The organism is Chryseobacterium sp. 2TAF14, assembly GCF_052115105.1.
Lineage (GTDB): Bacteria > Bacteroidota > Bacteroidia > Flavobacteriales > Weeksellaceae > Chryseobacterium.
The window spans coordinates 1-13981 of record NZ_JBFRGA010000050.1 but is presented as its reverse complement, the minus strand read 5'-3'; the positions used below and the strand labels follow the sequence as shown (position 1 = coordinate 13981).

Here is a 13981-nt window from a genome sequence, read left to right as displayed (position 1 = left end):
TCAAGAAGAAGAAGGCTCCGGAAAATTAATGCAAATATTTGTGTCTAAACAAACTCAAACCTTCACAAACCGATTCACAAACATTGCTGCCACAATATCTCCGACAGCATTCAAAACTGTTGCCAACGGATCTACCAATGTTCCGATAATGATCACTGCAGGAATAGCTTCCTGTGGTAAATTATAAACAGAAATCATCAGCATTTCACCAATATAACCTCCGTTTGGAATTCCTCCGGCAACGATACTTACAAAAACAGTGATTCCTAAAGCCAATAAAAGATTTGACGGCTCAAAAAAATCTCTCCCGATAATCTGAAAAGCCACATATATTTTAATAATAGAAGACATCGACGATCCGTTTTTATGCAGCGTTGTTCCAATCGGAATGACCAAATTGGCAATAGAATTTGGAATTCCGATCTTCGATGCGGCGACCAGATTGGTCGGCATTGTTGCAAAGCTGCTGCACGTACTCAATGCTGTTAAGGTTGGAAGAATGGCATTTTTCCAGAAATTTGTGATTCCGTTTTTTCCGTTTGCCATAAAAGCATAAAGCGTGAAAAATACAAAGAAGTAAATAATTCCTGCAATGTAGTATAATCCAAGCGGCTTAGCATAAAAACCGAAAAGCTGAGGTCCTAATGTAGCAACCTGATATGCAAAGTAAGCTCCCAAACCGATGGGTGCAATTTTCATAATCATTAAAAGAAGCTCTTTCATTACTTCATAGCCCGAAGCAATAAAAATCCTGAAAGGTTTTCCGCTTTCGCCTGATTTTCTGGCTGCAAAACCTGTAAGGAAAGCAAAAATAAGAAGAGCAAGCATGTTTTTGCGGGAAAACAATTCGGTAAACTCACCTACCGTAAAAAAGCTGACGATTCTTTCGCCCCAGTTTTCTTCTTTAGCGGCTTCGGCAATCAGCTCTGTACTTCCAGAAATGGATGAGACCGGGAAAAGATAAACTGCGCCAATGGTAAAAACCGCAGCAATCAATATAAAAAGCAAGAAGGTGAAAGACATCATCAAAAGAATTTTACCAAACTTAGATTCCTGCTGAAGAGAGGCAATAGAATTGGAAACGGCAAAGAAGACAAGCGGTACAACACTTACAAAAAGAAGATTTAAAAAAATATCGCCTAAAGGTTTGATGTAGGAAACAACTTGAGGTAAAAAGATTCCGATAAAACTTCCAACAGTGATTCCTAAAAGAAGAAGAATGATTCCCGAATAGTTTTTTAAGACTTCTTTCATGGTTGATTTTTATCAAAGATAGATTTATTTTTTAATATTTAAATAGGTTATTTCGGTCTCAAATTTGTTGATTTTAAGAAAATTGTTTCTATGGCTTATATAGATTATTACAAAATTTTAGGCGTAGACAAAAGCGCAACTCAGGACGATATTAAAAARGCGTACCGTAAACAGGCAAGAAAGCTGCATCCGGATCTTAATCCGAACGACAAAGAAGCGGAAAGGCAGTTTAAAGAGCTGAATGAAGCTAATGAAGTACTCAGTAATCCTGAAAACCGTTCCAAATATGACAAATACGGCGAAAACTGGAAGCACGGAGAAGAATACGAGAAAGCCCAGCAACAGCAAAGACAGCAATATCAAGGTGGAAATTACGGCCGTGGATTTTCGGGTGCTGGTTTTGGCGAAGGTGAAGATTTTTCAGATTTTTTCCAAAGTATGTTTGGCGGAGCAGGAGGTGGCTTCGGAAGAAGTTCGAGAGGAAGCGCTTCCGGAAAGTTTAAGGGACAGGATGTCAATGCAGAATTAAATTTAAACTTAAAAGATGCAGCAAAAACGCATCAGCAAACTTTTGAGATTAATGGTAAAAAAGTAAGGATCACAATTCCGGCAGGAGTTTACGACGGACAACAAATTAAACTGAAAGGTCACGGAAATCCGGGAGCCAACGGCGGACCAAACGGGGATTTATATATTACTTTTAACATCAATCCTGATCCTGATTTTGAAAGGGCAGGAGATGATCTGAAAACTAAAGTTACCATTGATCTTTACACCGCAGTTTTAGGTGGCGAAGTTAATGTAAACACTTTGGAAGGAAGTGTGAATCTGAAAGTAAAAGCCGGAACCCAAAACGGAACAACGGTAAGACTCAAAGGAAAAGGCTTTCCTGTTTATAAAAAAGAAGGGCAATCGGGTGATCTGTTTGCAACCTATGATGTAAAATTGCCGACCCATCTTACAGACAAGCAGAGAGAACTTTTTGAACAACTTAAAAATTCCTAAACCATGAATGAAAGAATATCACGCGAAGAACTCGTACAGATTTATAATATTGAAATTACTTTTTTTGACGAATTGGTAGATTACGGTTTGCTGAATATAGAAACGGAGAACGAAATCCGGTATCTGATGTATGAAGATCTCCCCACATTTGAGAGGTTTGCCAATTGGCATTATGATCTGGAGATTAATCTTCCCGGTCTGGAAGTCATCAACAATATGCTGCAGAAAATGGAAGATTTACATCAGATCAACCGTGAATTGATGCAAAAAATTTCGGCGATAAATGAGAAATATGAGGATATTTAATTTAGTTTTGTAAACTGTAAAACTCATGATATGGCGAGAATAAACGATGATAAAACCATTAATTTAAACATAAGCAAAAAAGATTTTGAGGAAATCTATCTTCAGGGAGACCAGGGAAGCCTTTTTTTTTCACCCATTGTGAAGGGAAAACTGATTACCACAATCGTAGTTGCTGCCATTTTATTGATTTTATTTTACTTTAAAGATCATTTAAGTAAAGAGAAATTCGGGATTTTATATTTTGTTAGCTTTCTTTTCCTGCTTTGTGCGGTCTATCTGTCTTTAGCAATCAATAAGGTTTCAAAATGGAAAAAAGAAGTGGTAAAATACTTAGAAACTCTTGAAAATACAAAGATTTACCAAATTCAATTTAATACTAAAGTTTTTAAGGTAAATCTTAACGACAATAAAGAAACCAGCCTTTGGACAGAATTTACCGCTGCCGAAATTAACGCTAAATTTATCGGTTTAGAAGGAAAATTCAATTATATGTTCCCAAGAAAATCTATGCAGGAAGCAGATTTTGAATTGCTGAAACAGGCGGTGCAGAATAATGTTTTGAAATAAATTATTTAAAATAAATTCGTGCATTCGTGGCAAAAAGGATTTCAACCTCCCACAGATGCCACAGATTTTCTCAGATGATTGAGAATAAAACCTGTATAAATCTGCGTGAAATAAAATAAATTGCCACGAATACACGAATTTAATTATTGATATTTTTCTTTAAATAAAAAAACTCAGAGCAAACACCCTGAATTTTGTTTTATAATGAAAAGCCGGTTAATCTAACCAACCCATTTCTTTCATCCATTCGTCGTTGTAGATTTTTGCGACGTATCTTGAACCGTGATCGTGAAGTAAAACAACAATTACATCATCTTTCGTAAACTTATCTTTCATCTGTACCAAAGCTGCCATTGCGCTTCCCGCAGAATATCCGCAGAAAATACCTTCTTCTTTTGCCAGTTTTCTTGCATAAACAGCCCCGTCTTTATCGGTAACTTTTTCGAAATGATCAATTACAGACATATCGTAGTTTTCAGGAAGAATATCTTCGCCAATGCCTTCAGTAATGTAAGTATAAGCGTTTCCTAGATTTATTTCTCCGGTTTCGTGAATCTCTTTTAAGATAGAACCATAAGTATCGACTCCGATTACTTTGATGTCAGAATTTTTCTCTTTAAAAAATTTTCCGCATCCTGTAATGGTTCCGCCCGTTCCGGCTCCGACTACAAAATGAGTCAATTTTCCTTCCGTTTGTTCCCAAATTTCAGGAGCGGTAGATTCATAATGAGCCGCTCTGTTTGATAAATTATCGTATTGGTTTACGTACCAACCGTTCTCCGTCTCTTTTGCCAATCTTTTTGAAACTGAATAATAAGAACGCGGATCTGTAGGTTTTACGTCAGTCGGACAAACAATTACCTCGGCTCCAACAGCACGAAGGATATCGCATTTCTCTTTTGACTGTTTAGAGTTGGTTACAAAAATACATTTGTAGCCTTTGATGATCGCTGCCAAAGCCAATCCCATTCCTGTGTTTCCTGAAGTTCCTTCAATGATGGTTCCTCCCGGCTTTAGTCTTCCGTCTTTTTCGGCATCTTCAATCATTTTCAGCGCCATTCTGTCTTTTACCGAATTTCCGGGGTTGAAAGTTTCTACTTTTGCCAAAACCAATGCCGGGAAATCTTCACCCAAAACTTTATTAAGCTTTACAAGGGGAGTATTTCCAATGGTTTCGAGTATATTTTCTGCGTATTTCATATGTAGCTTTATTATTATGTTATCGCCTGTCTTCGTAATAAAAGTCTAAAAGGCGATTTCATACTGTTTTTTATGCATGGCAAAGATACAGTTTTCAATATTATTAAAAATCAATCTGAATATTGACTTTTTGTAATAATCAATTTTAAGCGAATATTTTCAAGCGTTATCAGCGATTTGTCGGCAAAATATAAATTCAGTTAACAATTAACAATTAATTATACTTAATCGCTTTTACAGGAGAAATTTTACTGATCAAATAACTCGGAATCACCAAAGCCATCCCTGAAATAATTAAAATTCCTACCGAGATCGAAATAATCATCCATGGATTAAGATCTACAGGAACCACGCTTACGTAATAGTTTTCAGGATTCAGCTTAATAATTCCGGTGTACTTTTGCATAAATAAAAGCCCTAAACCGATAAGGTTTCCACACAAAAGTCCGGGAACCATAATGATTAAAGTGTAATTGATAAATGTAGCTCTGATCTGTCCGTTGGTAGCGCCTAAAGTTTTAAGCAAGYCGATAGAATTGGTTCTTTCAATGATAAGAATTAAGAGAACCATAATGATATTGATAATCACAACAAGAAGCATGATAGAAATGATGATACCGATATTGGTGTCGAAAAGACCGATCCAGTCATTGATCTGAGGATATTTGTCGGTTGCTTTTTCTGCGTAGTTTTTGTATCCGATCAATTTTTCAACCTGTGGGAAATCTTCATCTACATTGTTGATATTTTTAAAAAATACATCCAGTCCGCCGATTTCATCGGGTTTCATATCCTGAATTCTTCTTACGTGATTAATGTCGCCTATTACAAACTGATCGTCAATCATTTTGATGTCTGTCTTGTAAATTCCTACCACTTCAAAATTCCTGTAAATAGGTTTCTGGTCGGCTTTTGAAAAAACAGTAACAATGCTGTCATTCACTTTCAGATGAAGGTCATTGGCTATTTTTTCTGAAATCACAACACCGTTGTTGTAGCCTTCACCATTTAAAAAAGGAGTTTTTCCGGCAGTAAGAAATTTCTTAAACCTCAAACTGTCAAAGTCTTTACTAACCCCTTTGAAGATAATTCCGGCAAAACTATGCTCATTACGCATAATTCCGGTTACCGTTGCGTATCCCTGAACAGATGCTACGTCGGGAAGCGCTTTAATATTTTTAATATCCAATCCCTGATTGTCAAGAACCGAAGTGTTGTACGACGAATTTGATTTGGTAGATCTTACCGTAATGTGACCGCTGAAATCTCCCAATCTTTCTTTGATCGCTTTTTTGGAACCCAATCCTGTGGAAACGGTGATGAGCGAAACGATGATTCCCAAAGCCACAGAAAGTCTGCCGATGAAGATGATAACCCGGGAAAGGTTATTTTTGTTATCTTTGGAAAACGCTATTTTTCGGGAGAAATATAATGGAAATTTCAAGCTTATGAATTTAAATTTCAAAATTAAAACATTAGTTCTTATTTGCCTAATTTTTTTAGGAGTATTCAGCCAATATTATTCTCAAATCTCAGATAAAGATGGTTTTAAAACCGGTGCAGACCGACCGGAACTCTATCTTCCGCTTCTTAAAAATAAAACAATCGGAATTGTAACCAATCAAACCGGATTGCTGAATGATAAAACGCATCTTGTCGATTTTCTGGTTAAAAATAATATTAAAATTAAAACGATTTTCGCTCCTGAACATGGTTTCAGAGGAGATGCCGATGCGGGAGAAAAAGTAAAGAACGGTGTTGATGTAAAAACCGGAATTCCGATTGTTTCTCTTTACGGAAATAATAAAAAGCCAAAATCTGAACAGTTAAAAGGTATTGATGTTGTTGTTTTCGATATTCAGGATGTGGGTTTGAGATTTTATACTTACATCTCAACTTTAACCTATTTGCTGGAAGCCGGAGCTGAAAATAATGTTGAAATTATGGTTCTGGATCGCCCAAATCCGCATGACGGATATATTGACGGACCGGTTTTAAAGAAAAAATGGCAAAGCTTTGTAGGAATGCATGAAGTTCCTGTAGTTTACGGTTTAACCATCGGTGAATACGGGAAAATGGTGAACGGCGAAAAATGGCTGAGAAACGGAGTTCAGGCAAAATACACTTTAATTGAAATGAAGAATTATCACAAGAAGCAGCGTTATTCAATTTTAGATAAACCTTCTCCGAATTTGCCCAACGATAAATCAATTAACCTCTATCCAAGCCTGTGTTTTTTTGAAGGAACTCAGGTTTCTGTAGGACGAGGAACCGATATTCCGTTCCAGGTTTACGGCTCGCCGTGGACAAAAGATTTGCCTTATCAGTTTACTCCAAAACCAAACTTCGGAGCTAAAGATCCATTCCTGAACGGAAAACTTTGTTATGGTGAAAATCTTTCGGATTATTCTGAAAACTTAAGAGAGATCAATTTAGAATGGCTTATCAAAGCGTATAAAAATTATAAAAATCCTCAACAAGATTTCTTCCTGAAAAATCTTTTCTTCGATACTTTGGCAGGAAGTGATGAGTTTAGAAAGCAAATTGTTTCGGGTAAATCTGAAAGAGAAATAAAATCTTCATGGAAACCAGATTTAGATAAATTTGAAAAAATCAGAAAGAAATATGTGGTTTATGAAAACTAATAAAATGTGAATTGTCAATGGTGAATTCGCTTACGCTCGTGAATTTAAAATTGACTTGCGAAGCAAAATTGACCATTGACAATTCACATTACATCATTTTCAATCAAAATTCTGGGGTGGATTTTTATCGTTTTTTCCTTTATTTAAAATAAAAAGTCCGATTGACAGACCGATAACTCCTGCACAAGCTGTCATCAGTGCGCGTTCAAGCTTATCAGCTTCCTGATTTCCGAGATAATTCATCAGGAACAATATTGCAAATGTAATAACCGATATAATAATATGGTTTCTTCCTAATAGTTTCATTTTATTTTAGTCTGTAAGATATCATTACTCCGCCTCTGTAAGGGATTATTTCGCCGCTTCTGTTGTAGCCGTCGGGTTTTTCATCATACCTTTTTCCGGATACTCTGTCATAACCTTTATAAAAATCCTGTGAAGTTCCTATTGTACCGTATAAATCCATTCTCCAATTTTCGGATAATTTAAATTGATACCCTGCAGTAACTCCGGCTAAAAAAGAATATCCTTTTTGATAGAGATTTGATTTAGTGAAAATAACATTTTCCTCATTTTTACTAGGATACGGATCATTATTCCAATAATTCCATTTTTGCAGAACAAAAGACGAAACACCAATATTCGCTCCTAAATACCAACCATTAAATGCTTCTTTAAAATAATATCTACCTTCTACTGAAGCAGAATAATACTGTAATTCATGTCCCGCAAAAGATTTCCACGGAGATATTAAAACATCACCTTGTAATGTGAATTTTTTATTGATCTGATGCTCTATACCTACATTGACTACAGCAATTGGAATTAATAAAGCATTACCTTTTATATATACTCTTTTTTCAGATTCTGGTTTAATCTCTTCTGCCTGATTCTCCTGTGCATGTATATTTATTATTGAAAATAAACTTAATGCAGCAATAAAAATTTTATATTTCAAAACGTAAGTTTTTATTTAATTTGATTTAATAATGCTTGTGCTAAACTTGCATCTTTCCCCGATTGACTGGCGATGCTTTTAGATTGCTCAGCAAAGTTTTTAGCTAAATCTTTACTTCCTAAATTAAAATAAATTTTAGCTAAAATATAAGTATTCTCTGATGTCTCACCGCGCATCACCGATTTTTCGGCCCATTCTGCAGCTTTTTTCAGAGATGATTGTGTTTTTACATGATCTGAAAATATCCAGGCAGCTTTTAAAAGCTCATTCGGCTCAAATGTATCAGAGTTTTTATAATATTCTAAAGCTGCTTTTTCATATTCAGGAAAATTGGAGTTTTGTTCGTAGTAAGCCAGCTTGGTCTGGTTTAGCTTTGTAATGGCGGCTTCTTTTCCAACTAAAGGTTCTGCTTTTTTCAGAAAATAATCATCGTTGATTTTTTTACTTTTCTCATCAATAGATTCTTCAACCACTTTTCCTAAGACAAGTTGATTGTTAAATTCATTGTAATTTTCTTCAGGTAAAAACTTTAGAATTTCAGTTTTTCTGGCAACGAAGGTTTTATAATTAGGATCTTCAGAAGATTTAAGGAAATAGAATAAAAAACCGGCATCATCTTTTGTGAACTCTTCGTTTTTCGGTTTATTTTCAAAATACCTTTCAGAAGCTTTCTTAGCAAACTCGTAATCTGAATTAGAGTTAAGCTTCATAATATTCATTAAAAATTCAGAACTTTTTTCACCTTTGGCAAATCTTTCTTTAGAAGAGCCTTCCTTAGAATTTATGCCATTTACATCTTGTGCCATTGAAAGAAAAAGGCTGGGTTCCATGTAGCCGTAATTTCGGGAAACCAAGTCTCCGTCACCATTTAGAAAAAGAAAAGTAGGATAGGATCTTACTGCAAATTTTTGAGCAATTTCTCTTCCTTCGCCTTTTTCCATATCGATTCTTGAGCTCACAAAGTTTTTATTGAAATAATCTCCTACCGTTTTTTGTGTGAAGACGTTTTTGTCCATCATTTTGCATGGACCGCACCAAACTGCGTAAGCATCAATAAACACAAGTTTTTTTTCCTTTTTTGCTTTAGCGAGAAGATCTTTAAAATTGCTCTGTTCAAACTTAATACCTTCTTCCTGAGCCAAAATAAGAATATTGATAAAAATAAATAATCCGGAGATAATCTTTTTCATTCTGATCATAAATTTAAAAGAACGAAGATACTTAATTTTGATTATATGAGTAATGAAACGTTCTCAACAAATTTTAAAAACAAAAAAACCGCCTTTRAAARGCGGTTTAAGTGGTTTCTCCAGGAATCGAACCAGGGACACATGGATTTTCAATCCATTGCTCTACCAACTGAGCTAAGAAACCAATTACTTTGTTGTTTTAAAGTGATGCAAAAGTAGGAAGTTTTGATATATGAAGCAAGTATTAATTCAATTTTTTTATCATTAAATTAAAACCTACTGATTTTCAGCCTGATTATTTTCCTGCTCTTTTCTTATTTGCTCGCTCATTTCCTCTAAAACAGGCTTAATCGTGCTTTCAGGAAGATCACTTATTCTGATATACATCAACCCGTCAATCGCATCATTGAAGTTTGGATCAACATTAAAGGCAATTACTTTTGCATTTTGCTTGATGTATTTTTTAATCAGAACAGGCATTCTTAGTTCAGGTTCCAGATCATCGATGATTTTATCTAATTTATTCAAATCGGATTCCATTTCATCTAAAAATAAATTTTTATCACGATCTCTAAGCTTTACTTTAAAATCGTTTCTCGGTGTAATGTATTGAGCTACAGCAGAGTCATAATAATTTGAACGCATAAACTCAATCATCAAAGATTTAGAGAACTCTGAAAATTTATTAGAAATACTTACGCCTCCCATCAAAAATTTATGATCAGGATTTCTTAAGCAAACATGTACAATTCCGCGCCACAAAAGGAATAAAGGTAGCGGTTTTTGCTGATATTCTTCACAGATATAAGCACGTCCCATTTCAATTACTTTCTTGAAAAACGGATGAATGTCCTGTTCAAATTCAAAAAGAGAACTCGTGTAAAAGCCTTTGATTCCAAACTTTTTCATGACATCTCTTCCTAAAGCCATTCTGTAAGCTCCTGCAAGTTTTTCTGCAGCATTGTCCCACAAAAACAAGTGATGATAATGTTTGTCGTATTCATCAAGGTCAAAAGGAAGGTTGCTTCCTTCACCTACAGCCCGGAAAGTAAGTTCTCTCTGCCTTCCTATTTCCCTCATTACAGAAGGAATCTGCTCATAAGGAGTGAAGTAGATTTCATAATTTCCATTGCTGAAAAGCATTTTATCTGTGCCTCTCAGTTTATTGATGTCTTTTATGATATCTTCTTTCGGAGTTTCGTCTATGATATTCTGTACAATGTTTTCCTCTTTTAACAAAGGGAATTTTACATATAAATTTTTGAGATTAATAGCCTGCGCAAGAGATTTTCTTTTTTCATAATAAGATTTCATCATATAAACCTTACGTTTCAGAAACTCCCCCAGTTCCTCAATATTTTCCATCTCATCCATTACTTTTACTGTAATAGGTTTCCCTATTCTGATACGGATCGGCTTTTCACGGTCATTCATCATTTCCGCAGGAAGCATGATGGTTTGCAAATTTGGATGAATCTTGGCTACCTGATAAAAAAGCGTACTGTTTTTAGCATGAAAATACATAGGAACGACTGGTACTTTTGCCATTCTGATAAGCTTTAAAGCAGGTTTTTCCCATTCTCTGTCGAGAATTTCTCCGTAAGGATTATTTTTGTTCGAAACTTCTCCTGCAGGAAAAATTCCTACGCAGCCACCATTTTCAAGATGCTTCAATGTTTCACGCATTCCGGTAGCGCTGTTTCTGATTTCTTTTCGTCCTTCAAAAGGGTTTACAGCAATCACAAACGGTTCAATGGGTTTTATTTTTTCTAAAAGAAAATTTCCCATCACTTTAAAATCCGGTCGCACTTCTGAAAGAATTTTGCACATCAGAATTCCGTCGATCGCACCAAGCGGATGATTGGAAACCAATATAAAAGGGCCGGTTTTCGGTATTTTTGCTAAGTCTTCTTCAAAAGCGATATAGCTCAAATTTCTTTCTCTCACGAAAGAATCGAAAAAATCTTTACCCTCTTTGTCTTTCAGCTTATCATAAAGTCTGTTGACTTCATTTATTTTTGCAATGCTCATAACAGCAGATGCCACAGGATTTTTTAGGAACCCTATTTTATGCAAGCCGGAAGCCTTGATTAAATCATTTTTCGATATTAAGCTCATGTTGTGTTTAGTCGGGATTTATTTTAAAGCGTTACCATTTGAAGCGTATTTTTTGAAATCTGTTCCAATAATACACTTTTTTCCTGGTAAAATTTGTCGATGTTCTCCATTTTTGCATTTCTTACAGTAAATAAAGATACATTTTTTATAATTTCTGTTTTAAAAATTTTCTGAAGTTCATTATTCAGTTCCTCAATTTTAACGAATTTATCTTCAAGACACAATGCTAATGAAATTGCAGAATTCTGCATCAAAGAAACTTTGATTTTGTATTTAGCTAAATTATTGAAAATCAAGCTCATGTGATCTTCTGCGATGAAGGAGAAATCTCTCGTAGAAATTTTAAGTAACATCTGATTGCCTTTTAAAATATAAGATTCTTCGTTTTGATTTTTTTCTGAAATGCCCACTTTAGTTCCTTCTTTTGTAGGATCTACAAATGATTTTACATAAAAAGGAATGTTTTTTTGCTGAAGCGGCTGCAATGTTTTTGGGTGAATCACGCTTGCTCCGAAATAAGCCATTTCTATAGCTTCTTCGTAAGAAATATTAGATAAAAGGGTAACATCTTTAAAAATTCTCGGGTCACCGGTCATTACTCCAGGAACGTCTTTCCAGATCGTCATTGCAGTTGCATTAAGGCAGTACGCAAAAATTGCAGCAGAATAATCTGAGCCTTCTCTTCCTAAAGTTACTGTGAAGTTGTTGTCATCAGACCCGATGAAACCCTGAGTTACATAGCAAATATCAGGATTTAAGTTTGATATAAACTCCTCTGTTTTTTGCCAGTTTACCACACCGTCTCTGTAAGAATCGTCGGTTTTTATATAATCTCTTGCATCAAGCCACTGATTGGTAAATTGTATGTCATTCAGATATTCGCTTACGATTTTTGTAGAGATCATTTCTCCGCAGCTTACCACCTGATCGTAGACAAAATTATAGTTGGGAGATTTGTTTCTTCTTAAAAACGAAACAATATCATCAAAAAACAGATTGATTTCTGCAAAAACTGCATGATCTTCCGAGAAAAGCCCCTTAGCTATTTCAATGTGCTTCTGTTTTATATTCTCTATTTCAGTTTGATAGTTGTCTTTCTTAAAATACAGTTCTACTACTTTTTCCAGCTCATTGGTTGTTTTACCCATTGCTGAAATTACAAGCAGACATTTTTCAAAACCCTGGCTTTGAAGAACCATAGATACATTTTTTACACTTTCGGCATCCTTTACCGATGCACCTCCAAACTTGAAAATTTTCATTAAATTGTTAAAAATAAAATTGTTCGATATAAAAACATTTGTTTTTTTTCGGATGTCAAAATTATGCAATTACGATGAGATATGAAATAGCGATAGACCTGGTTTGAATTAAGATTTAATTAAAATTGCGGTAAAGTACAGGAAATATTTGCCCTTTAAGTGAAGATTTGGTGAAAATTATTATCATTACTTGAGCCTGTATCTTATCTGATGAGTTTGTATAGTGTTGATTAATAAGGTGTAAGGTCTTTTGTGAGAAAATGTTTTTTAATGTGATAAAATTTACGAAATTTGGCGGTAAAGTAAAAAAACATAAAAATGTCAGAGCAACCATTACAGACTTTAGGTGAATTTTTAATTGATAAGCAGGATGATTTTCAGTATTCAACAGGTGAATTTTCACGTCTTTTAAGTGCTATAAGACTGGCATCCAAAGTCGTAAACAGAGAGGTAAACAAAGCAGGGATTGTAGATATTGCAGGAGCTGCCGGAAATCAGAATATTCAGGGTGAAGAGCAGCAAAAGCTTGATGTAATTGCAAACGATATTTTTATCACGGCTCTTTCTCAAAGAGAAGTTGTCTGCGGAATTGCTTCTGAAGAGAACGACGATTTTATTGATATTAAATGCGGAGAAAACGGGCATTTAAGCAAATATGTAGTTTTAATCGATCCTTTAGACGGTTCTTCAAACATTGATGTAAATGTTTCTGTGGGAACAATTTTCTCCATTTACAGAAGAGTTACCGAGCCTGGAACTCCTGTACAACTGGAAGATTTTTTACAGAAAGGTGTTAATCAGATCGCTGCAGGATATGTTATTTACGGATCTTCTACAATGATTGTTTACACCACCGGAAATGGCGTTAACGGATTTACTTTAGATCCTTCACTGGGAACTTATTATCTTTCTCATCCTAACATGACATTCCCAAAATCGGGTAAAATCTATTCAATTAATGAAGGAAATTATATTAAATTTCCTCAGGGAGTTAAAAATTACCTTAAATATTGTCAGATGGAAGAAGGAGACCGACCTTACACTTCAAGATATATCGGTTCATTAGTAGCTGATTTTCATAGGAATATGCTGAAAGGTGGAATCTATATTTATCCATCTTATTCACAGGCTCCAAACGGAAAACTGAGGTTGTTATACGAATGTAATCCGATGGCGTTTTTGGCAGAGCAAGCCGGTGGAAAAGCAACAGACGGTTTTAGAAGAATCCTGGAAGTGGAGCCAACAGAACTTCACCAAAGAATACCTTTTTTCTGCGGTAGCATTGATATGGTGGAAAAAGCAGAAGAATTTATGCGAATCGATAGCGTAAAATAAATGACAGCAAAATATTACAGATATTTATTAGAATTCAAACGCCCGGGTGGAACATCTCGCGGCGTTTTGCATGAAAAAGAAACCTATATTCTTGAAATTTTTGAAAAAGAAAAAAAAGGAATAGGAGAGTGTGCAATATTC

General features: G+C 35.1%; 13 protein-coding genes, 1 tRNA gene and 1 pseudogene. 6 read left to right on the top strand and 9 right to left on the bottom strand.

What is annotated here, in order from left to right; all coding sequences use genetic code 11:
* Positions 1-54: 54 nt before the first annotated feature.
* Entirely contained in the window at positions 55-1254 is a 1200-nt protein-coding gene (locus AB4Y90_RS07760; protein WP_441556837.1) for a dicarboxylate/amino acid:cation symporter, read from the bottom strand.
* A gap of 90 nt (positions 1255-1344) precedes the next feature.
* On the opposite strand from AB4Y90_RS07760, the gene AB4Y90_RS07755 reads away from it, so the two are divergent.
* From AB4Y90_RS07755 to AB4Y90_RS07745, 3 genes are read left to right on the top strand one after another with little or no spacing between them, the layout of a single operon-like run.
* A complete protein-coding gene (locus AB4Y90_RS07755) occupies positions 1345-2259 on the top strand; it encodes a DnaJ C-terminal domain-containing protein (RefSeq protein ID WP_441556836.1) in 915 nt (304 codons plus the stop codon).
* 3 nt (positions 2260-2262) lie between these two features.
* Entirely contained in the window at positions 2263-2565 is a 303-nt protein-coding gene (locus tag AB4Y90_RS07750; RefSeq protein ID WP_441556835.1) for a chaperone modulator CbpM, read from the top strand.
* Between the two features lie 30 nt (positions 2566-2595).
* Positions 2596-3132 (top strand): hypothetical protein, encoded by a 537-nt coding sequence (locus AB4Y90_RS07745; RefSeq protein ID WP_441556834.1) that lies wholly within the window; start codon positions 2596-2598, stop codon positions 3130-3132.
* A gap of 216 nt (positions 3133-3348) precedes the next feature.
* On the opposite strand, the gene AB4Y90_RS07740 is transcribed toward AB4Y90_RS07745, so the two are convergent.
* Both AB4Y90_RS07740 and AB4Y90_RS07735 read right to left on the bottom strand, forming a co-directional pair.
* Positions 3349-4332, bottom strand: coding sequence for a PLP-dependent cysteine synthase family protein (locus AB4Y90_RS07740; protein WP_441556833.1), 984 nt, complete (start codon positions 4330-4332; stop codon positions 3349-3351).
* Positions 4333-4546: 214 nt separating this feature from the next.
* The gene (locus tag AB4Y90_RS07735; protein ID WP_441556832.1) at positions 4547-5776 is read right to left on the bottom strand and encodes an ABC transporter permease; all 1230 of its coding nucleotides are present in this window, start codon (positions 5774-5776) and stop codon (positions 4547-4549) included.
* 4 nt (positions 5777-5780) lie between these two features.
* Between AB4Y90_RS07735 and AB4Y90_RS07730 the strand changes: the two genes are divergently transcribed.
* The gene (locus AB4Y90_RS07730) at positions 5781-6977 is read left to right on the top strand and encodes an exo-beta-N-acetylmuramidase NamZ family protein (protein WP_441556831.1); all 1197 of its coding nucleotides are present in this window, start codon (positions 5781-5783) and stop codon (positions 6975-6977) included.
* Between the two features lie 99 nt (positions 6978-7076).
* On the opposite strand, the gene AB4Y90_RS07725 is transcribed toward AB4Y90_RS07730, so the two are convergent.
* From AB4Y90_RS07725 to AB4Y90_RS07700, 6 genes are all read right to left on the bottom strand, one after another.
* Positions 7077-7283, bottom strand: coding sequence for a hypothetical protein (locus AB4Y90_RS07725; RefSeq protein ID WP_441556830.1), 207 nt, complete (start codon positions 7281-7283; stop codon positions 7077-7079).
* Between the two features lies 1 nt (position 7284).
* Entirely contained in the window at positions 7285-7935 is a 651-nt protein-coding gene (locus tag AB4Y90_RS07720; protein ID WP_441556829.1) for a DUF3575 domain-containing protein, read from the bottom strand.
* Between the two features lie 11 nt (positions 7936-7946).
* Positions 7947-9125: a thioredoxin family protein gene (locus tag AB4Y90_RS07715; RefSeq protein ID WP_441556828.1), complete on the bottom strand. Its 1179-nt coding sequence runs from the start codon at positions 9123-9125 to the stop codon at positions 7947-7949.
* 111 nt (positions 9126-9236) lie between these two features.
* Positions 9237-9309: transfer RNA gene (locus tag AB4Y90_RS07710), tRNA-Phe, on the bottom strand.
* A 92-nt stretch (positions 9310-9401) separates the two neighbouring features.
* Complete coding sequence (locus tag AB4Y90_RS07705) at positions 9402-11243, bottom strand: lysophospholipid acyltransferase family protein (RefSeq protein WP_441556827.1); 1842 nt, start codon at positions 11241-11243, stop codon at positions 9402-9404.
* Positions 11244-11266: 23 nt separating this feature from the next.
* Positions 11267-12505, bottom strand: coding sequence for an aspartate kinase (locus AB4Y90_RS07700; protein WP_441556826.1), 1239 nt, complete (start codon positions 12503-12505; stop codon positions 11267-11269).
* A 318-nt stretch (positions 12506-12823) separates the two neighbouring features.
* Between AB4Y90_RS07700 and fbp the strand changes: the two genes are divergently transcribed.
* On the top strand, positions 12824-13840 hold the full coding sequence (fbp, locus tag AB4Y90_RS07695; protein ID WP_441556825.1) for a class 1 fructose-bisphosphatase: 1017 nt from the start codon (positions 12824-12826) through the stop codon (positions 13838-13840).
* Positions 13841-13981: pseudogene (locus AB4Y90_RS07690) on the top strand (o-succinylbenzoate synthase); the annotation flags it as partial. It lies immediately after the preceding gene.

Coding starts and splice junctions, on each gene's coding strand:
- AB4Y90_RS07760 (WP_441556837.1), bottom strand. CDS start 1,254: ATGAAAGAAGTCTTAAAAAACTATTCGGGAATCATTCTTCTTCTTTTA.
- AB4Y90_RS07750 (WP_441556835.1), top strand. CDS start 2,263: ATGAATGAAAGAATATCACGCGAAGAACTCGTACAGATTTATAATATT.
- AB4Y90_RS07745 (WP_441556834.1), top strand. CDS start 2,596: ATGGCGAGAATAAACGATGATAAAACCATTAATTTAAACATAAGCAAA.
- AB4Y90_RS07740 (WP_441556833.1), bottom strand. CDS start 4,332: ATGAAATACGCAGAAAATATACTCGAAACCATTGGAAATACTCCCCTT.
- AB4Y90_RS07730 (WP_441556831.1), top strand. CDS start 5,781: ATGAATTTAAATTTCAAAATTAAAACATTAGTTCTTATTTGCCTAATT.
- AB4Y90_RS07725 (WP_441556830.1), bottom strand. CDS start 7,283: ATGAAACTATTAGGAAGAAACCATATTATTATATCGGTTATTACATTT.
- AB4Y90_RS07715 (WP_441556828.1), bottom strand. CDS start 9,125: ATGAAAAAGATTATCTCCGGATTATTTATTTTTATCAATATTCTTATT.
- AB4Y90_RS07705 (WP_441556827.1), bottom strand. CDS start 11,243: ATGAGCTTAATATCGAAAAATGATTTAATCAAGGCTTCCGGCTTGCAT.
- AB4Y90_RS07700 (WP_441556826.1), bottom strand. CDS start 12,505: ATGAAAATTTTCAAGTTTGGAGGTGCATCGGTAAAGGATGCCGAAAGT.
- fbp (WP_441556825.1), top strand. CDS start 12,824: ATGTCAGAGCAACCATTACAGACTTTAGGTGAATTTTTAATTGATAAG.